The sequence below is a fragment of the Streptomyces aureoversilis genome, assembly GCF_042657885.1.
Classification (GTDB): domain Bacteria; phylum Actinomycetota; class Actinomycetes; order Streptomycetales; family Streptomycetaceae; genus Streptomyces; species Streptomyces aureoversilis.
The window spans coordinates 14,672-34,481 of the sequence record NZ_JBHSKJ010000023.1; the positions used below are offsets into that span (position 1 = coordinate 14,672).

General features: G+C 70.1%; 16 protein-coding genes and 1 tRNA gene. 12 read left to right on the top strand and 5 right to left on the bottom strand.

Annotated features, from left to right (window positions below):
* Positions 1–82 precede the first annotated feature (82 nt).
* On the top strand, positions 83–586 hold the full coding sequence (locus tag ACFPP6_RS30710; protein WP_382049379.1) for a hypothetical protein: 504 nt from the start codon (positions 83–85) through the stop codon (positions 584–586).
* Positions 587–936: 350 nt separating this feature from the next.
* On the opposite strand, the gene ACFPP6_RS30715 is transcribed toward ACFPP6_RS30710, so the two are convergent.
* Positions 937–1,071 (bottom strand): hypothetical protein, encoded by a 135-nt coding sequence (locus tag ACFPP6_RS30715; RefSeq protein ID WP_275477371.1) that lies wholly within the window; start codon positions 1,069–1,071, stop codon positions 937–939.
* Between the two features lie 1,188 nt (positions 1,072–2,259).
* Here ACFPP6_RS30715 and mycP point away from each other — a divergent pair.
* From mycP to ACFPP6_RS30735, 4 genes are all read left to right on the top strand, one after another.
* A complete protein-coding gene (mycP, locus tag ACFPP6_RS30720) occupies positions 2,260–3,435 on the top strand; it encodes a type VII secretion-associated serine protease mycosin (protein ID WP_382049381.1) in 1,176 nt (391 codons plus the stop codon).
* 297 nt (positions 3,436–3,732) lie between these two features.
* A complete protein-coding gene (locus ACFPP6_RS30725; protein WP_382049383.1) occupies positions 3,733–4,140 on the top strand; it encodes a WXG100 family type VII secretion target in 408 nt (135 codons plus the stop codon).
* A complete protein-coding gene (locus tag ACFPP6_RS30730) occupies positions 4,137–8,501 on the top strand; it encodes a DUF6531 domain-containing protein (protein ID WP_382049385.1) in 4,365 nt (1,454 codons plus the stop codon). The genes ACFPP6_RS30725 and ACFPP6_RS30730 overlap by 4 nt, the downstream gene beginning before the upstream one ends.
* A gap of 426 nt (positions 8,502–8,927) precedes the next feature.
* Positions 8,928–9,407, top strand: coding sequence for a barstar family protein (locus tag ACFPP6_RS30735; protein WP_382049387.1), 480 nt, complete (start codon positions 8,928–8,930; stop codon positions 9,405–9,407).
* Positions 9,408–9,487: 80 nt separating this feature from the next.
* On the opposite strand, the gene ACFPP6_RS30740 is transcribed toward ACFPP6_RS30735, so the two are convergent.
* A complete protein-coding gene (locus ACFPP6_RS30740; protein WP_382049389.1) occupies positions 9,488–9,730 on the bottom strand; it encodes a hypothetical protein in 243 nt (80 codons plus the stop codon).
* 689 nt (positions 9,731–10,419) lie between these two features.
* Between ACFPP6_RS30740 and ACFPP6_RS30745 the strand changes: the two genes are divergently transcribed.
* The gene (locus ACFPP6_RS30745) at positions 10,420–11,175 is read left to right on the top strand and encodes a GntR family transcriptional regulator (RefSeq protein ID WP_382049391.1); all 756 of its coding nucleotides are present in this window, start codon (positions 10,420–10,422) and stop codon (positions 11,173–11,175) included.
* Here the strand turns inward: ACFPP6_RS30745 and ACFPP6_RS30750 are convergent.
* A complete protein-coding gene (locus ACFPP6_RS30750) occupies positions 11,172–11,600 on the bottom strand; it encodes a hypothetical protein (RefSeq protein WP_058044257.1) in 429 nt (142 codons plus the stop codon). The genes ACFPP6_RS30745 and ACFPP6_RS30750 overlap by 4 nt on opposite strands.
* A 134-nt stretch (positions 11,601–11,734) precedes the next feature.
* Between ACFPP6_RS30750 and ACFPP6_RS30755 the strand changes: the two genes are divergently transcribed.
* Positions 11,735–12,169: a hypothetical protein gene (locus ACFPP6_RS30755; RefSeq protein WP_382049393.1), complete on the top strand. Its 435-nt coding sequence runs from the start codon at positions 11,735–11,737 to the stop codon at positions 12,167–12,169.
* Between the two features lie 34 nt (positions 12,170–12,203).
* Here the strand turns inward: ACFPP6_RS30755 and ACFPP6_RS30760 are convergent.
* Together ACFPP6_RS30760 and ACFPP6_RS30765 are read right to left on the bottom strand one after the other, a co-directional pair.
* Positions 12,204–12,275, bottom strand: a tRNA-Cys gene (locus ACFPP6_RS30760).
* A gap of 98 nt (positions 12,276–12,373) precedes the next feature.
* The gene (locus tag ACFPP6_RS30765) at positions 12,374–13,297 is read right to left on the bottom strand and encodes an alpha/beta fold hydrolase (protein ID WP_382049395.1); all 924 of its coding nucleotides are present in this window, start codon (positions 13,295–13,297) and stop codon (positions 12,374–12,376) included.
* 97 nt (positions 13,298–13,394) lie between these two features.
* On the opposite strand from ACFPP6_RS30765, the gene ACFPP6_RS30770 reads away from it, so the two are divergent.
* The 5 genes from ACFPP6_RS30770 (at position 13,395) to ACFPP6_RS30790 (ending at position 19,563) form a co-directional block, all read left to right on the top strand.
* Positions 13,395–14,300, top strand: a complete 906-nt coding sequence (locus ACFPP6_RS30770; RefSeq protein WP_382049397.1) for a LysR family transcriptional regulator — start codon at positions 13,395–13,397, stop codon at positions 14,298–14,300.
* 109 nt (positions 14,301–14,409) lie between these two features.
* The gene (locus tag ACFPP6_RS30775) at positions 14,410–14,964 is read left to right on the top strand and encodes a cysteine dioxygenase family protein (RefSeq protein WP_382049399.1); all 555 of its coding nucleotides are present in this window, start codon (positions 14,410–14,412) and stop codon (positions 14,962–14,964) included.
* On the top strand, positions 14,964–16,022 hold the full coding sequence (locus ACFPP6_RS30780) for a YeiH family protein (protein ID WP_382049401.1): 1,059 nt from the start codon (positions 14,964–14,966) through the stop codon (positions 16,020–16,022). Before ACFPP6_RS30775 ends, ACFPP6_RS30780 begins: the two co-directional genes overlap by 1 nt.
* A 191-nt stretch (positions 16,023–16,213) precedes the next feature.
* On the top strand, positions 16,214–17,680 hold the full coding sequence (locus ACFPP6_RS30785) for an MFS transporter (protein ID WP_382049403.1): 1,467 nt from the start codon (positions 16,214–16,216) through the stop codon (positions 17,678–17,680).
* A gap of 95 nt (positions 17,681–17,775) precedes the next feature.
* The gene (locus tag ACFPP6_RS30790; RefSeq protein WP_382049405.1) at positions 17,776–19,563 is read left to right on the top strand and encodes a DEAD/DEAH box helicase; all 1,788 of its coding nucleotides are present in this window, start codon (positions 17,776–17,778) and stop codon (positions 19,561–19,563) included.
* Positions 19,564–19,810: the final 247 nt, after the last annotated feature.

Below are 19,810 nucleotides of genomic sequence, written 5' to 3' on the forward strand. Positions count from 1 at the left end.
ACTGCCCGGCGTTACTGTGTAGCGTGAAGTTACATGTGACGGCGGGCGGTTGGCGGGTGGGGAAAGCAGTGGCGAGGCGCACGTGACCGAGTACGCAGCTCCGGGGGGAGCAGGCCAGGGCCCGAAGGGCGGCCTGGCCGCCGAACTGGCCTCCCTGAAAAAGTTCAAGGGCAGGGTGGACGAGCTCCTGAGGACGCTCGACGAATCCGACGGCGCACCGGGAAAGGTCGCCGACACCGCCCTGACCCAGGCCCACCTGGGTCAGGGCTTCCACGCGGCAGAGGCCCTCTTCGGTGTCTACCGCGACGTCCACAACGACTTGGTGACGCTGGCCAACCTCCTCAACGACCAGATCCAAGCGCTGAGTTCCGCTGTCCTGGATGCCCATTCGGGCTACGCCAACACGGACGCGGAGGAGCGGGAGAAGCTCTGGGCGATCCACGAGCGGATGCAGCGCCAGTACGACCCGAAGCTGGACCCGGACCCGGACCCGGATCCCGGGCCTGCGCAGCCGCACACGTCGCGGACGGGGGGCCGTACGGATCTGCGCGGCAACAGCGAACCCAACGGGAAAAGTCACTTCTAAAGGCGGGAAGGAAGCACAGCACTCATGACCGACCGAGCCGTGACCAGAAGCGCCAAGGACCCCCGCTTCCCGCCGGTATGCGCACCCGCCGAGGACTTCTACGAAATCCCGCACGAGAAGCTCCAGGCGATGGTCGAGCACGCGGACCAGCACCGGGTCATCGCCATCGGCCTCCAGCTCAACGGCGCGTCCCAGGCCATCAAGAAGCTCGGGGACGACCTCAAGAAGCACATGGAGGGCGTCGTCTGGTCGGGCGAAGCCGGCGAGGCGTTCCGCAGGTGGGGCTACTCCATGGCCAATGAGACGATCAAGCTCGGCGATTACGTCAAGAAGGTCAACGAGTGGATGGGCTACGCGTCCACGGACCTGGGCAGCGCGAGGCGGATGCCGAAGTACTCGCCCGAGGACAGGGCCACGGTCGATGCGTGGCTGAAGAGCGCCCCGTTCCCGACGAAGACCGTCCCCTCGCCGTTGGCCCCGGGCATCCCTCACGATCCCGTGGGCGGCCCCACACAGGTCGAGGCGTACAACGCCCAGGAGCGGCTCGAAAGCAATCACAAGGCAGCGGCAGCGTTGATGAAGGCGCTGGCGGAGTCGTACGACCAGTCGGGGACGCAGCTTTTGCGGGCGGATAGGCCTAATTTTCGGCCTATGCCGGAAAAGGTGATGCCGAAAAAGGGTGATGAACGGGACCAGGTCCGCGACTTCGGGCTGTCTGGCGGCTCCGACTCGCCGTCGTTTGGTGGAACTGAGGGAGGCTCATCAGCAGGCTACGGGGGTGGCACGTCGGCCGATGTCTCGGCTGGCGACGTATCGACGCCGTCCAGACCTGCCGAACGAGTCGTTCGGAGGCCGGCCCTCGACCTCTCCGGTGGCGTTGATACGCCACACCGCATGGTGGTTCCACAGCCGGACCGGCTCCCTGTAACCCCGCCGGATGCTCCGAAGCCGCAGACTCCTGTGCCGCACATCCCCCTGCCCAGTTGGTCGGGGACTGGCCGAGGCCCCGATCCAGGTCGCCGACCTGGAGGGCCGATCCCTGATAGAGGGGCACAGCCGACACCCAGGATCCCAGGACCGGGCCCGGAGACTGGCGCCAGTCGTCGCCCGAGCACCCGAGTGCCGAACACGCCACGCGACGGCATCGTCGGCGGCCGCCCCACGCCGCGCGGGCCGTCTATGCCGACACAGAACCCTGGACGGGTTCCGGCCTTCGGCACGGAGCCGTCCCAGCGACAGGGGCAGACTCGGCCTTCCCTGGCTCCAGGCGCAAGCTTCGGAGGCGTGCCCGGGCCTGCGACCAGCGGCCCCGGAGCCGGAGTTGGCCGGGTCAGGGCAACGGAGCCTGGTGGAGTCGTCGGGGGCCGTCCGGGACAAGGCCCGGGCAGAGGCGGCGGTACGGCTTTCACCCCGGGGGGTACGGGGCTGGTCCGTGGCGGTGCCCCGGGGGAGAGCCGCGGTAGCGCCTCCGTAAGGTCCGGCATGATGGGCGGGTTCATGCCCGCGGCGGGTGTGAGTGCCGCCGCTTCGGAGCGACGGTCTGGCGGTCGACGTCCCGACTACCTTGTCGAGGATGAGGAGACCTGGAACCAGGACGGCAAGCGTGTTGTGCCGCCGGTCATCGAATAGAGGACATCCAGATGCATAGTGCCCGTGCCGTACGCGGGGCATGGGTGGGAACGGCAGTCGCCGTCTTCGCCTCGCTGGTCGTTGCCTCGGCCTCACCGGCCCATGCCGAGACCATTCGCTCCCATCAGTGGCATCTGGACGCCATGCATGCGGAGGATATGTGGGAGACCAGTACCGGCGCAGGGGTCACGGTGGCCGTGATCGACTCGGGGGTGGATGCCAGCCTGCCTGATTTGCAAGGGCAGGTACTCGAAGGGAAGAACCTCTCGGGTGAGTCGGGTGACGCCCATACAGACCCCAGAGGTCACGGCACAGGAATGGCTGCCCTCATCGCCGGGACAGGAAAGAGAGGAGGTGATCTTGGGGCTTACGGCCTTGCCCCCGGAGCGAAGATCCTCCCTATCCGTGTGGATGGGAAGAACTTCCATGAGGACTCGATGGCGATGGTCGAAGCGCTCCGCTATGCAGCGGACTCGGATGCCAGGATCATCAACATCTCGCGAGGCAGCCCGGGGCGGAGCGCGGAAGAAGAGAAGGCCATCGCCTACGCTCTGAGCAGGGGGAAGATGATCTTCGCCTCGGTCGGCAACACCGGCGACAAGGGAAATGCGGTGGAGTACCCATCCGCTACACCCGGTGTCATCGGCGTGGCTGCACTCGATCAGGAGGGTGCTTCCGCGAAGTGGTCTCAGCACGGACCCCAAGTCGACCTCGCGGCACCAGGCGTGGGCATGATCGCAGCCTGCCCAGGCCGTACCGGCACCTGTCAGAGTGACGGCACCAGTGACGCCTCGGCCCTCGCCGCCGCCTCCGCCGCCCTAATCTGGTCCGTCCACCCCAACTGGACCGCCAACCAGGTAACCCGCGTCCTCATCAACACCGCCGGCGGCACCGGCACGGCTGAAAAGCGCAACGACTACGTCGGCTACGGCGCCGTCCGCCCCCGCATCGCCCTCAAGGACCCGGGCGATCCCGGCCCGGCCGACGTGAACCCCCTGCCGGGGCCGGCCCCGGCGCAAGACCCGAAGGACGACGACGCCAAGTCCGCCGCCGAGAGCGTCCCGAAGGAGTCGGCGGTTAGCGAAGCAGCGAGCGGCGGCGGCAACGGCAGCCCAGCAAAATGGATCGCCCTCGGCGCCGGGGCAGCCGTCCTGGTGGGCGCGGCCATCACCACCCCGATCCTCCTCACCCGCCGCCGCAACGCCGTGCGTCGACCTTAGTGAGGTTCGTGGCCTGGGCACCATTGCGACGCCCGCCGGGGTCGTGGGCTCAGGCTTCGCCGCCAACGCCACGCGGCGCCTACGAGCGGGCGCCCGTAAGCGCGCCCCAAATCCCCCTGTGCCAACAGGCTGTGACGAGGCGTCCGGGCAAGCACCCCGACGGAGTGTCGAAATCGCATTCGCCGAATCAGCGTGCGATTATGTGGCCTCGGTGATACCAGGCGATGGATGACGCCTGAGTGACCGCGACCGCGACCGCGACCGTGGGCGGGCGGTACCTCGGTGGGGGAGGCAGCGATGGGCGGCGGCCCGGGCAGTGGCGACGGCAAGATCCTGGACATCAGGACCGCGGACCTGAAGTCCGCGGCCCCGGTGTTCAGCGAGCACAGCGGCAAGCTGCGCGAAGCGTTGTCGGAGCTGACCACGACGCTCGACGGCCTCGGTGCGCCGTGGGGAGCCGACGATCAGGGCAAGGCCTTCGGGGAGTCGTACAAGCCTGCCCGTACGAAGGTCGAGAACGCGACGAAGATCCTGGTCGCCGGACTCGCGAGCATTCACGAGGCGATGGTCGACATGTCCGACGGCCACGTAGAGAACGACAAGCTGATCGCCGGGATGTTCTCGAAGAAGGGCGTCCAGGGCTCCCAGGGCTCCCAGGACTCCCAGGGCTCCCAGGGCGGCGGCTCCGGTAAGGCCGGTAAGTGAGCGTCAAGCACAAGGTCCAGAACTTCCTCATCGACTACATGGGCCTGTACTGGCCCGATGGCGACGCGGACAAGCTCCGTAAGGCGGCCAAGGCCTGGCGTACGTTCGCGGGCAAGGTCGAAGCGATCCGCACCCCGGTCAACAACCAGGCCACCTCCCTCATCCACAACAACAAGGGCGAGGCGATCGAGGCCTTCGAGGTCTTCTGGCACCGCTACGCCAAGGGCTCGCAGGACGGCTGGCTGCACGACCTCGCCGAATCGGCGAAGAAGATGGCGGACGGGCTGGAGAAGCTCGCCAAAGCCATCGACAAGGCGATGGACGACCTCTGGGACAAGATCATTGAGGATCTCGTCGTCCTGGGAGCGGCCGTCACCATCGCCGTGGCGACCGGCGGAGCGCTCGCAGGCCCGGCCGCCGGCGCAGCGACCGCGATCGTGGAAGCGGGCGCCGCGCTCGGCATCGTCGTGTCCACGACGGTGGCGGAAGTGGCGGGCGTGACGCTGGCCGCGGCGGCGTTCGGCGGTCTGGAGTCGGTCACGGTCAACCTGGCGGTCGCCCAGCCCATCAAGATCGCACAGGGCCGCCAGGACGGCATCAACCTGACCGAGGCGGGCGCCGCGGCCAACAACGGCATGCTCTACGGCGGCATGTTCGGCGGTTTCGGCAGCATCGCGAAGAACGCCGGTGCCGCGGGCGGCTACCGCAACCTCTTCACCGGGATCCGCCCGCTGGACGTCGAACTCGCCCAGGCCGCCCGCCTCCCGGCCAACATCGAGTGCGCCCTGGACCCCATCGACGTCGCCACCGGCGCCATGCTCCTGCCGGCCACGGACGTCACCCTGCCCGGCTCCCTGCCCCTCGTCATCGGTCGCACCCACCTCTCCTCGTACCGCGCGGGCGCCTGGTTCGGCCCGACCTGGGCCTCCACCTTCGACGAACGAGTCCAGATCGACGCCGGCGGCGTCGTCTACGCGGCGGCCGACGGCACGCGACTGGTCTATCCGGTACCTGCCCCGGGCGAGCCCGTGCTCCCGGTCAAAGGCCCGCGCTGGCCCCTGACCTGGGACGGCAGGCCCGGCGGCCTGATGACCATCACCGACCCGCAGGCCGGCGTCATCCGTACCTTCGGCGGCGTGGCCCCGACCGAGGAGCCGGGGATCCTCCAACTGCCGCTGGAGTGCGTGGAGGACCGCAACGGCGCGCGCATCGACATCGAGCGCACGGCCACCGGCACGCCCACCGCGATCCGTCACTCGGGCGGCTACTACGTGGCCGTCGAGACGGCCGTCGTCGGGGCGGCGGGAGCCCGCGTCACAGGCCTGCGCCTCCTCGACGAGCCCCCGTCCCCGTACGAGCCGGCCCACGCCCCCGGCCGCGGCACCGTCCTCATCCAGTACGGCTACGACGACGCGGGCAACCTGACGGAGGTCACCAATTCCAGCGGGAAGCCCCTGCGTTTCACGTACGACGCAGAGGGCCGAATAACCTCGTGGACCGACCGCAACGGCACGTCGTACGGCTACACGTACGACGCGGACGGGCGCGTGGTCCGCACGGACGGCACCGACGGCTTCCTCTCGGGCTCGTTGTCGTACGAGGCCGCGACTCGTACGACGACGGTCACGGACTCCCTGGGGCACGAGCGCACCTACCGCTACAACGCCGACGCCCTCGTCACGGAGGAGACGGACGCGCTCGGCCACACGACCGTCACCACCTGGGACGCCACGGCCACGAGCCGCCTCTCGGTGACGGACCCGCTGGGCCGCACCACCCGCTACGCGTACGACGAGGCGGGCAACCTCGCCCGGGTCACCCTGCCGGACGGCTCGACGGCCTCGGCGAGCTACAACGACCTGTGCAGGCCCACGGAGATCACGGAACCGGGCGGCGCGACGTGGCGCCACGCGTACGACGCCCGCGGCAACCTCCTCGCCACCACGGACCCGGCGGGTGCCGAGACGCGCTACGGCTACGACGAGCTGGGCCATCTGTCCGCGGTGACCGATGCCCTCGACCACACCTCTCACGTCGCCTGTGACGCGGCCGGGCTCCCCGTCACCCTCACCGACCCGCTCGGCCACCGGACGACGGTCCGGCGCGACCCCTTCGGGCGCGTCGCCGAGGTCACGGACCCGCTGGGCCGCGTCACGCGCATGATGTGGACGCCGGAGGGGCGGCCGAGCCGCCGCGAGCATCCCGACGGTACCGCCGAGACCTGGACCTGGGACGGCGAAGGCAACCTCCTCGCCCACACCGACCCCGCAGGCAACACCACTCGTCACGCCGCGGGCCACTTCGACCTCCCCGCGTCCCGCACGGACCCCGACGGCACGACGTACGCCTTCGCGTACGACACCGAGCTGCGCCTGACGGGTGTGACGAACCCGCAGGGCCTGACGTGGTCCTACGCCTACGACTCCGCCGGCCGCGTCACGTCCGAGACGGACTTCAACGGCCGCACTCTGACGTACGCACACGACGCGGCGGGCGAACTCGCCGCCCGTACGAACGGCGCGGGGGAAGCGGTGCACTTCACCCGCGACCTGTTGGGCCGCGCGACGGAACAGCGCGCGGACGGCGCCGATGCGGCGACGACGTTCGCCTACGACGCGGCGGGCAGCCTGCTGCGGGCGGTGAACGCGGACGCGGAGATCGTCTACGAGCGGGATGAACTGGGCCGCGTCCTGTCCGAGACGGTGAGCGGCAGGACGACGACGTACACGTACGACGAACTGGGCCGCCGCACCAGCCGCGTGACCCCGTCCGGGCTCACCTCGGAATGGACGTACGACGCGGCGGGCCGCCCGACGGTGCTCCGCGGCGACGCGGGCGAGCTGACGTTCACCCATGACGCGGCCGGCCGCGAGACGGGGCGCCGTCTGGGCGAGGGCACGGTGCTCACCCAGGAGTGGGACGTCAGCGACCGCCTCACGACCCAGGTGATCCGGGGCGCCGAGCGCCTCCTGCAGCACCGCGAGTACGCCTACCGCGAGGACGGCTACCTCACCGAGATCCGCGAACTCACCTCCGGCACCCGCCGCTTCGACCTCACGCCGACCGGCCGCGTCACGACGGTCAGCGCCCACGGCTGGACGGAGCGGTACGCCTACGACGGCGCCGGCAACGTCACGAACGCCGAGGCACCGGCACACGCCGCCGCTGGCCAGCGCGACTTCGAAGGCACCCTGATCCGCCGCGCGGGGCGCACGGTGTACGAACACGACGCCCAGGGCCGCCTCACCCGCAAGACCCGCAAGCTCCTCAACGGCCAGACGCGCACGTGGACGTACACCTGGGATGCGGAGGACCGCCTCCGGGAAGCGGCGACACCCGAGGGGGAGCGCTGGCAGTACGCGTACGACCCGCTGGGCCGCCGAATATCGAAGTGCCGAGTCCTGGCCGATGCCGAGTCGGCTGAGGAAACGCTCTTCTCCTGGGACGGCACGCGCCTCGCTGAACAGTCGACCGCCGACGGCAGAGTGACCACCTGGGACTACGCGCCCGGAACCCACCGGCCTCTGACGCAGACGGACCACACGCGTCTGGTCCGGTCGGCGGGCAAGTCCCTGATATCGGAATTCGCCGACACGGCGGAACGCGACTTCGGCACCCGCTTCCACGCCGTGATCACGGACGCGATCGGCACCCCGATGGAGCTGATCACCCCGTCCGGAGACCTGGCCTGGCAACCCCGCACCACCCTCTGGGGCACCCGCCTCCCGGGTCCCGCAGGGCAGGAGAGTGTGGACTGCCCCCTCCGTTTCCCGGGCCAGTATCACGACCCCGAAACGGGTTTGAATTACAACTACTTCCGGTATTACGACCCGGAGGTCGCTGGTTACCTCACGGCTGATCCGCTCGGCTTGATGCCCGGTCCGAATCATCACGGTTACGTGGCCACTCCTCACGTGGTGAGTGACCCATTGGGCTTGGCCCCGGACGCTTGCGCCAAGAAACCTCAGAAGAAGAAGGACTACCCCACCCTCAATGAGCTAGGGAAGGTTGGCAAGGATGTCAACGAAAACATCGTGTCGGGAGGTGTGGGTGGGCAGCGCCTGATCGAGGAGCTGCGTCGTGAGTCGTCCGGCTCGGTCTTTACTCCTGAAGGGAAATTGACTCCGCAGGTCATATCTGAATCGACGATGGTTATCCCAGGGGTTGAGCTCCGTAACCGGTACGTCGTTGACCACCTTAAGGGGATTGGAGGGTCTATGGATGACTGGGGTAAGTACAGCACGCGAACGCATCAGAGTCCGTATGGCGACTTCCAGGTCCATTACTACTACAATGAGAAGACTGGTGCGGTGGCATATGATTCGGACTACAAGGTCGTCATGAACCGGAGGAAGCAGTAGATGCTCGTAAGAGTAATCCGCGATGGCGGGGTTAATGTAAGCCCTCTGCGAAGCGGTGAAGACTATTGCGTACTTGAGGTCTACGCCAGGTTCGAAGGGAAGAACTACTATCGAATCGATCCGATGGATGGTTCGGCCCCTGCGCTGTTCGACGCTCGCGGATTTTCTGTCACTTCTCCGACTGTTTCTCGGTCCTGGTCAGCTGAAGCGAATGAGGGGACTCTGTTTCTCCGGCCTGCAGTTTGGAGCGTGCCAGGTTTCTGGGAAGCTTATTTCGACGATGAAGACTGGGCCGACGGTGAATATGTGAGAATGCGGAACCTCATCATGGAGGAGGCGACCCGAGAGGCATAGCGCACTAGGGTCAACACTTGATGGGCAAGTTCTGGAGCTCGTGGAATCGGGGATCGTAGTCGATAGTGGGCGATGCGGGTGACAAAGGACGCGCCTCGGTTTTGGAGTACGAGCGGGCCATGGTTCCATGTCCTGCCGAGGACGGTGGTCGGGGTGGTAACGGATGTTCTTCCCCCGGCCGGTGTGGCCTTCGTCGGGCGCTTGGACGGGGCGAACATGGCCGACAGCGATGGCGTTTTTGAGCAGTTCTGGGACCGACTCGCGTTTCCCGATTATTTCGGTTGGAACTGGTACGCACTGTACGACTGTCTACGGGACCTCAAGTGGCTCCCCGCCAACCGTTACCTTGTGTTGATCGACAACGCGCCACTGGTGCTCTCGTCGAGTCCGGAGGAGCGGGATGTGTTCTTCTCGGTCTTGAAGCGGGCTGTGGAGTACTGGCGTAATCCGCACGAGAAGCCTGGAAACATCGGAGTTGCGTTCACTGTGCTGCTCGTCTGCGAGTCGGATGAGGTTGAGCCTTTGCGAGCCGAGCTTGCCCGGATGGGGTGAGGAGCGCCAAGTGGGTGGTTGGGGTTCGGCTAGGTGTCACGGCCCGGCCGGGTGGCTTCCGGCCGGGCCGTTTGCCGCGCTCAGTGCGGGTGGTTTTGGGGTGCGTTCTGGGTTGGGATGGCTCGTACGGCGGAGACTTCGGTTGCGGGGTGGAGGTAGATCAGTTCCCCGGACTGGAAGCGGACCGCCTTCATGCGGCCCACCTCCGTCACGTCCAGAACCCTGAACGGCACGTTGCCGATCGCGATGACGTCTCCCGGCTCCATGGTGTCGCTGGTGACTTTGACGGAGGTGAAGGTGTGGGTGGCGGCGCTCGCGATCATCAGCAGGCCTCCGCCATCTGCTGGTGCCCGTGTCGGCTGGCCGGGAGGGGTTGCCAGCGCGGCTGGAGTCGTAGGCGTGCGTGTTCTCCGTCGGTCAGCAGGTACAGGCGGACGAGGCTGGTCTCCTCGGCGTGGGTCAGGTCCTGATGCCACGAGGTTTGGTGCGGGGGCTTGGGCGGCGGCGATGTCACCTCCGCTGCCGGGTGCATCCGCGGCGTTGCGGGTACGAATAGCTGCCTCGTCCATGTGACGGCCCGGCGGATATGCTCGAACACGCTGATCTGCTCCTTCAAAGCTGTCGGCCACGCCCCCGGGTAGCGCCTACTACCGCGGGGGTTTCTCTGTTCACGGCGGCCCAAGCGGACCGGCCGCGCTTGCTGTTGATGGCAGCTCCCCATTCGTCCCCTATGGCGAGAGTCGCGAAGAGCTCGCGCCAGGACTCGCTGGAGAGTCGGTCCCGCACCTCCGTCTCGATGTGCGCATGGCTCCCGTGGTCGGTGATCCGCGGGACGTATCCGGCGGCGGCAAGGCGTGCGGCGATGGCCTCGATGCGGTCCTGAAACGAAGGCACAACGTGTTCCTCCACCGCCGTGCGCGCAGGGTGTGCAAGGGGTACGGGCTAGCTCAAAGCTAGACCGCTAGATAGATGGTAGACGGTGAACGTGGGGGTAGAGGGCTAGATTCCCCGTATGCGTGAGCAGTCTTCTACCCGCCGTGTGGCCGACAAGTTCCGGAAGCGCATCGCGGACCAGGAGTGGGCCCCGGGTTACCGCATGCCCTCCCGTGGTGAGCTGGCGCAGGAGTACGGCGTGACCGAGGCCGTTATCCGCCGTGCCCAGGAGGCGCTCATCGTGGAGGGCCTCCTGGAAGGGCGGGTGGGTTCGGGTACCTACGTCGCCGAGCCCCGCGAGCGCGTGCGCGTAGTCCGGTCGCCCGAGCGTGAGCGGACCAGCGGCTCCGCGTTCGAGGCGGACATGGCGGCGTTGGGCAAGCGGGCCACGTGGGAGAGCCGGTCGGATGCCATGGTGCCCGCCCCGGCGGACATTGCTGCGCGGCTCGGTATTCCCGAGGGCGACTACTGCGTGCGCACCACGTACGAGTACCTGGCCAACGACAAGCCGGTGCAGTTGTCCACCAGTTGGGAGCCGTACAGCATCACCGCGGGCTCTCTCGTCGTGATGCCCGAGGCCGGTCCGCTGGCCGGCGAAGGGGTGGTGCGGCGGATGGCCGAGGTCGGGATCAAGGTCACCCGTGCCGCGGAGCGGCCGGAGCCCGGACATGCGGATGCCGAGGAGGCCAACCTCCTCGGCATTCAGAAGGGCGCGCTGGTGACGCGGATCCAGCGCACGTACTACAGCGACGACGGCCGGGCCGTCGAGACGGCGGACATCGTCGTGCCGACTGCCCTGTGCGAGATCGTCTACGACGTGTCGTTCGGTTCTTAGCTCGACGGTGATCGGCCGGCGAACGTTCTGCCGTCCAGGGCCCGGCAGAGCAGGAGCGTCAGCAGCACAGCTGCCGACGCCACGACCGCCGGGAGCCAGTCGAACCTTACGGCGCCCGCAACCACCAGCACCTGTACGGACATTGCCGTCGTCAGGCTGCGCGCGGCGGAGGAGCGGCCCCGGACGGCGCGGGCCATGCCGCGGCAGCTCCAGGTGTTCGCCGCCACGGCTGCGAGCCCCAGGGCCATGGCGGCCGCCGTCCAGGCGAGGGCGGTTTCGGGGTCGGCTCCCTGTTCCTCGTCCTCGGGGTCTATCCCCTGGAAGTACATCGGGGCGAACAGGAAGCAGTACGCCGCGATCATCAGCGTTTGGGCGGCCACCAGGAACGTCGCCAGGCCCAGCAGTCCACGATGTCCATGTGTCATGGGCGGTTCCCGCCTTCCCTCCCTGTAGTCCGAAGGGTGATCTTAGGTGGGCGGCCCGGCTTGGCTCGCAGGTGGCCGAGAGGGCTCATACGCTGGTCACAAGGGTTGAAACGGCTCGATCCTAGGAGCCTTCCATGAGTACGAGGAAGAAGAGAAAGGGTGCCTGGCGCGCTACCGGAGTCGTCACCGCATTCGTGACGGCCGCCGCCATCGTCTCCGTCGCCCCGGTTGAAGCTCAAGCCCATCAGGTCCAGGTTCAACCCACCGCCCAGCTGTACGCGTGGGTCAGTGACGGATGGGGCGGGGGAACCATCACCAGTCAGCCTGCCGGGATCAATTGCCACCAAGAGGCGTGGGATCCGTACGGGACCGGTGAACCGCAGCCGGCCCCGACCGGCAGCTGTGCCGCGAGCTTCGAGGTCGGAACTACGGTCACCTTCACCGCAACGCCCGACCCGGGGTCCTACATCAACTTCGGGCCCGTGCCGAATCCCGTGACCGTGCAGTCCGGCTACAACTTCACCTGGGTGATGTTCTGCCCGGACGATGGGCTCTGCTCCGCGGGCTAGTGCGAAGGCGCCACCGCGCCGGCACACTCGCCAGAGGCCGTGACCGGAATCGAACCGGCGTAACTCGCTTTGCAGGCGAGTCCCTCAACCACTCGGGCACACGGCCAGGTTGTGCTCGTTTGTGCTCAGTGGTTTTACCGTAAGGGGCTGCCCAAGGGGCGGCAACGGTTCGGCGTGCGCCGCAACGCGACTGCCATGTCGCGTTCACGCGTGGCCCGCCCCGCCCCCGATCCCGTCCTCGCCCCCGCCCTCGTGCGCCTCCGGGTCGTGGCCCCTCGTCAGGAACGACTCCACCACCGGGCGGAACAGGTCCGGCTCGTCGACCCACGGGTAGTGGCCCACGCCGTGGAGGGTGCGGACGGACGCCGTGCGGAAGGAGGTGGCCACCAGTTCTCCCGCGCGGAGGCCCGCCAGGGCGTCGCGGTCGCCGGTGATGACGAGGACGGGGCACGTGACCTCGCGGAGGCGGTCCAGGAGGGCCGTGCGGGCCGGTTCGTCGACGCCTTGCCAGAAGCCGGCGCGGGGGACGGGGCCGAGCTGGCCGGGTTCGGTGGCGGCGTGGGCGCGCTGGGGGGCCTCCCAGCGGCCGTAGCCCATGGGGGCGGCGCGGAGGAGGAGGCTGCGGACCTCTTTCATGTCGGCGGTCGTCGGAAGGGTGTGGACGGCTACGTACGCGTCCGGCCACCAGGGCTCCTCCGCGCGGGACTCGAAGATCTCCTCGGCGTCGTCCGGCAGCCGGCCCTGGAGCCGTGATCCGGGGGTGACGAGGACGAGCCGGGTGAGGCGGTGGCCGTAGAGCGCCGCGTAGGCCTGGGCCGTGGCGCACGCGGCGTCGTGGGCCAGCAGGGCGAAGGCTTCCAGGCCGAGGTGGGCGCGGAGGGATTCGAGGTCCTCGGCGAGGGCGGGGAAGGCGTAGCCGGAGGCGTCGGGGGCGGGCGGCGAGGCACCCGTGCCGCGGCTGTCGGGGATGACGAGGGTGCGGTGGGCGTCGAGCCCGCCGAGGTCACCCAGGTAGGCGGCGTCCCTGCCGGGGCCGCCCGCCAGGCACAGCAGCGGCGCCCCGGGCTCCGGCCCCTCCAGCACCCGGTAGCTCAGTTCCACTCCGTCGTACGATGCGTAGTGCGGCATAAGTCCACCTTGCCCTATCTGTCCGCCGATCCCGCTGATCCAGAAGCTACCCCTCGCTTCTCTCCCCTCTATCCCAAATTCCGCTTATGATTCCGGCGTGTTCGACTCGCGGCACATCAAGACGTTCCACGCGGTGGTCACGGCCGGTTCGTACTCCGCGGCCGCCCGCGTGCTCGGCTACACCCAGCCCGCGATCACCCAGCAGATGAAGGCGCTGGAGCGCGCCGTCGGCACCCCGCTGTTCACCCGCGTCGGCCGCCGGATGCGGCTCACCGAGGCCGGCGAGGCGCTCTCCCGGCACGCCGAGACCATCCTCGACAGCCTCACGGCCGCCCAGCAGCAGATGAGTTCGCTGACCCGGCTGCGCGCCGGGCGGGTCAGGGTCTGCGCCTTCCCCAGCGCGAGCGCCACGCTGATACCGGAGGCGCTGGCCCGGCTCGCCGCCGACCACCCGGGCATCCGCGTCGAGCTGCTGGAGGGCGAGCCGCCCGACTCGATCCGCCGCCTCGTGCGCGGCGAGTGCGACATCACGCTCGCCTTCACCTATCCCGGCCTGCACGAACAGGTCCCCGAGGAGCTGGTGGAGATACCGCTCATGGAGGACCAGCTGACGGTCCTGATGCCCGTAGGGCACCCCCTCGCCCGCCGCCGCGCCGTCCAGCTCGCCGACCTCTCCGAGGAGCGCTGGATCGCCGGCTGCCTGCGCTGCCGCACCAACTTCCTCCACGAGTGCGCCGAAGTCGGCTTCGCCCCCGACATCGCCTTCACCACCGACGACAACCTCGTCGTGCAGTCCCTGGTCGCCGAGGGCCTGGGCATCGCGATGATGCCGGGCCTGGTGCTGTCCTTCATGCGCCACGACCGGATCACGGGGCGGGCGCTGGACCCGGCCTCGCGCCGCCAGGTCTCGGCGTACGTGCTCCGCGACCACCTGCGGATCCCGGCCACCGCACTCGTCCTGGACGAGCTGAAGGCGGTGGCGGCCCGGCGCGTCGGCTGCTGATCCACCCGGCCGGTTCGAGCCGGCCCGGCTCAACTCATAAGCTCCTGTTGGGTTCCGGCCAACAGACTGTCGTTGGACCCGCCGGTCCGCCCGCCTCGACCCTGCACTCATGACCACTCCCACCGCAGCCCCGACGACCGCGCGCCTCGCCCAGCTCGTCGACGACGTCCGGGAAGCCGTAGGCCGTGGCCTGCCGCCCGACACGACGGCCTGCATCGTCGGCGAGCGGCTCGCCGCCCACCTCGGCGCCGGCGACCTGCTCACCGCCGAACAGCGCGAGGGCGACCCCGACCGCTACCGGCAGCACATCCTGCACGCCGAGCAGGACGGCAGCTTCTCCGTCGTCGCGCTCGTGTGGATGCCCGGCCAGCAGACCGCCGTCCACGACCACGTCTCCTGGTGCGTCACCGGCGTCCACGAGGGCACCGAGAGCGAGCGCCGCTACCGGCTCGTGCCCGACGGCACTACCGCCCGCCTGGTCGCCACCGAGGACGTCGTCAACCACCAGGGGGACGTGTGCGGCTTCGCGCCGCCCGGTGACATCCACCGCGTCCGCAACGCCTGTACGACGAAGGCGATCTCCCTCCACATCTACGGCGCCGACATCTCCCGCCTGGGCTCCAGCGTGCGCCGCGTCTACGACCTCCCGGCCGACGAAATCTGATGGCATTCACCACCGCACGGACCCACAGGACACAGGGAACGCCCCCGAGCGCGCCGCCCCGCCCCGCCCCCGGCGCGCTCCCCGGCCTCGCCACGGCCGCCGCGGGCGTGGCCGCCGCCTGGGCCGTGCACCTGCTCGTCCCGGCCGTCCCCATGCTCACCGCCGCCGTCGTCCTCGGCATCGCCGCGGCCCACGCCCCGGGCGTACGGGCATGGGTGCGCGGCGCCGCCCGGCCCGGCCTCACCCTGGCCGGCAAGCGGCTCATGCGGATCGGCGTCGTCCTGCTCGGGCTCAAGCTCGGCCTCGACGACGTCCTCGGCCTCGGCTGGGCCACCGTCGCCATGGTGATCGCCGTCGTGGCCGCCACCTTCGCCGGCACGCTCTGGCTCGGCCGCAGGCTGGGCCTCCGCGGCGACCAGCCCCTGCTCATCGCCACCGGCTACTCGATCTGCGGCGCCTCGGCGATCGGCGCGGTCAGCGAGGTCTCGGGCAGCGACGAGGAGGACGTGGCGACGTCCGTCGCCCTGGTGACCCTCTGCGGCACCCTCGCCATCGCCGTCCTGCCGCTCCTGCACCACCCCCTCGGCCTCGACGACGCGCAGTTCGGCCGCTGGGTCGGCGCGGGCGTCCACGACGTCGGCCAGGTCGTGGCCACGGCGCAGACCGCCGGGCCCGCGGCGCTCACCGACGCCGTACTGGTCAAGCTGATGCGGGTGGCGCTGCTCGCGCCGCTCGTCGCCGCGGTGGCCGTGTCGGTGCGCAAGCGGCGCCGGAGCCCGGTGAAGGCCTCCGGCAAGCGGCCCCCGCTCGTCCCCCTGTTCGTGCTCGGGTTCCTCGCGATGGTCGGCGTCCGCACCACCGGCTGGGTGCCGGCCGCAGGCCTGGACCTCGCCGCACACGCCCAGGAGCTGCTCCTCGCCGCCGCCCTCTTCGGGCTCGGCAGCGCCGTCCACCTGCCCTCGCTGGTGCGCACCGGCGGGCGCGTGGCGGCCCTTGGGCTGTGCTCGTGGGTCGTGATCGCGGGTGCCTCGTACGGGGGCGTGCTGCTGACGACGTGACGGAGGTGACCGGGCCCCGGCCGGTCACAGCGTCACCGGCCCCGGCCGGTCACGCCGTCCCCGGCCCCGGCCCGCCCCCGGCGCCCCCCGCGCCCCGCACCCCCCGCCGCACCTCCTAGGACCCAAGTCCGACCTGATCTCGTCCCCGCGACAGGCGCCGGAAGCGGACTCCGTCCGTACGCTCAAGCGGTATGACCGCAGCCGAATCCGTGGCCCCGCAGGCCACCCCCGCGACCGGCCGGGGTGAGGGCATACTGGGCCGCCGCCACCGCGCGCTGACCCTCGGCATCATCTCCGTCGTCTCGCTCATCGCCTTCGAATCGAGCGCGGTCAACACCGCGATGCCGGTCGCCGCCCGTGCCCTCGACGGCATCGGGCTCTACGCCTTCGCCTTCTCCGCCTTCTTCACCGCGAGCCTGTTCGCGATGACCCTGTCGGGGGAGTGGTGCGACCGCTCCGGCCCCCTCGTCCCCCTCTTCACCGGCATCGCCGCCTTCGGCACCGGCCTGGTGATCGCCGGGTCGGCGCAGCGCATGTGGATGTTCGTCGCCGGGCGCGGGGTGCAGGGCATCGGCGGCGGGCTGGTGATCGTCGCCCTGTACGTGGTGGTCGGCCGGGCCTATCCGGAGCGGCTGCGCGCCTCCGTCATGGCCTCGTTCTCGGCCGCCTGGGTGGTGCCGGTGATCGTCGGCCCGCTGGTGGCCGGCACCGTCACCGAGCAGGCCGGCTGGCGCTGGGTGTTCCTGGCGATCCCCGTGCTGATCCTGCTGCCCCTGGCCGTGATGCTCCCGGCGCTGCGCGCCCTGCCGCCCGCCGTCGCGCCGGGGACGCCGGACCGCCGCCGCATCCTGCTGGCGCTCGCGGTCGCGGCCGGCGCGGGGCTGCTGCAGTACGCGGGCCAGGACCTGCGCCCCCTCGCCGCCGTGCCGGCCGCGGCCGGGCTCGCCCTGCTGGTGCCCTGCATCCGGCGGCTGCTGCCGCCCGGTACCTTCCGCGCGGCGCGCGGGCTGCCGTCGGTCGTGCTGCTGCGCGGCATCGCGCAGGGCTCGTTCCTGGCGGCCGAGACGTTCATCCCGCTGATGCTCGTCACCGAGCGCGGCCTGTCCGCGACCCTCGCCGGGCTCTCCCTCACCGGCGGCGGCCTGACCTGGGCGCTCGGTTCGTACACCCAGAGCCGCCGCCGGGCCGAGCCGTACCGCGAGCGGCTGATGAGCCTCGGCATGGTGCTGGTGGCGCTGGCCGTCGCGCTGATGTCGGCGGTGCTGGTGCACGGCGTGCCGGTGTGGGTGGCGGGCGCGTCCTGGGTGATCGGCGGCTACGGCATGGGGCTGACGATCTCCAGTGGCGCGGTGCTGCTGCTGAAGCTGTCCCGGCCCGGGGAGGAGGGCACCAACGCGGCCTCGCTGCAGACGGCCGACGCGCTCGGCAGCATCGTCCTGGTCGGGCTCGCGGGAGTGCTCTTCGTCTCCTTCGGCGGCGGCTCGGCGAGCGCCGCGACGGCCGGCGCGGCCGCCCCGGCGCACGCCTTCGCGGCGGTCTTCGCGGCCGCCTCGGCGTTCGCGCTGGTGGGCGCGTACGTCGCCACCCGGCTCGCCCCGCGCGACGCCGCCGGCCGCCGTGTGACCTCGGTCCCACCCTCGGGTGACCCCGGGGCGTAACCCCGGAGCGTGAACCCCGGCACCGGTAGGCTGACGCGGTTGCCGACTGCCGACCCTCCCCCGGCCAGCGCCGGGGGCGCCCCCAGACGGAGACCGTGACTACCACCACCACCAACCACCATCTCTCCCCTGCTTTCCCCGGCCGGGCCCCTTGGGGTACCGCGAACAAGCTCCGCGCCTGGCAGCAGGGCGCCATGGAGAAGTACGTCCAGGAGCAGCCCCGCGACTTCCTCGCCGTGGCCACCCCGGGCGCCGGCAAGACGACCTTCGCCCTCACCCTGGCCTCCTGGCTGCTGCACCACCACGTGGTCCAGCAGGTGACCGTCGTCGCCCCGACCGAGCACCTGAAGAAGCAGTGGGCGGAAGCGGCCGCCCGGATAGGCATCAAGCTCGACCCGGAGTACAGCGCAGGCCCCCTCGGCCGCGAGTACCACGGCGTCGCCGTGACCTACGCCGGCGTGGGCGTGCGCCCCATGCTCCACCGCAACCGCAGCGAGCAGCGCAAGACCCTCGTCATCCTCGACGAGATCCACCACGCCGGCGACTCCCGCTCGTGGGGCGAGGCCTGCCAGGAGGCCTTCGAGCCGGCGACGCGCCGCCTGTGCCTGACCGGCACGCCCTTCCGCTCCGACACCAACCCGATCCCGTTCGTCACGTACGAGGAGGGCAACGACGGCATCCGCCGCTCCTCCGCCGACTACACGTACGGATACGGCAACGCCCTCTCCGACGGCGTCGTCCGCCCGGTCATCTTCCTCTCCTACAGCGGCAACATGCGCTGGCGCACCAAGGCGGGCGACGAGCTGGAGGCCCGCCTCGGCGAGCCGATGACCAAGGACGCCGTCTCCCAGGCGTGGCGCACGGCGCTCGACCCGCGCGGCGACTGGATGCCGAACGTGCTGCGGGCCGCCGACCGCCGCCTGACCGAGGTGCGCAAGTCCATCCCGGACGCGGGCGCCCTCGTGATCGCCTCCGACCAGGAGTCCGCCCGCGCCTACGCCAAGCTGATCCGCGAGATCACCGGCGAGGGCGCCACGCTCGTGCTGTCCGACGACACCGGCGCCTCCCAGCGCATCGACGACTTCGCGCAGGGCGACGCCCGCTGGATGGTCGCCGTCCGCATGGTGTCCGAGGGCGTGGACGTGCCCCGCCTCGCCGTCGGCGTCTACGCCACGACGATCTCCACGCCGCTGTTCTTCGCGCAGGCCGTCGGCCGCTTCGTGCGCTCGCGCCGGCGCGGCGAGACCGCCTCCGTCTTCCTGCCGACCGTCCCCAACCTGCTGACCTTCGCCAACGAGATGGAGGTCGAGCGCGACCACGTCCTCGACAAGCCCAAGAAGGAGGGCGAGGAGGACCCCTACGCCGAGGAGGACAAGCTCCTCGCCGAGGCGGAGCGCCAGCAGGACGAGGACACCGGCAGCGACGACCAACTCTCCTTCGAGGCCCTGGAGTCCGACGCGGTCTTCGACCGGGTCCTCTACAACAACGCCGAGTTCGGCATGCAGGCGCACGCGGGCAGCGAGGAGGAGCAGGACTACCTCGGCATCCCCGGCCTGCTGGAGCCCGAACAGGTGGAGCTGCTGCTGCAGAAGCGGCAGGCGCGCCAGATCGCCCACAGCCGCAAGCGCCCGGACGCCGAGGCGGACCTCCTCGAACTGCCCGCGGAGCGCCGCCCGGTGGTCACCCACAAGGAGCTCCTCGAACTGCGCAAGCAGCTCAACACCCTGGTGGGCGCCTACGTCCACCAGAGCGGCAAGCCCCACGGCGTCATCCACACCGAACTCCGCCGCGTGTGCGGCGGCCCGCCGAGCGCGGAGGCGACGGCCGGGCAGCTCAACGAGCGCATCAAGAAGGTGCGCGAGTGGGCGACGCGCATGAAGTAGCGGGCCGCACGCACGAAGCAGGGAACGCCCGCCGAGGGCGCGCACGACGTACCGATGACGGGGCCGGTGTCCGCATGATGGGACACCGGCCCCGATATTCGTGATTCCGCCTCCGCCTGACCGGATCGCGGGCAGACTCTTCCGCTGAGCGGACCGGCGGCGCTACGGTTCCGGTCACGCACACGCCCCGTGGCAGCGCCGCCGCGGAGCGCAGCCGGTGCAAGAAGCGCAAGAAGCGCATGAAGCG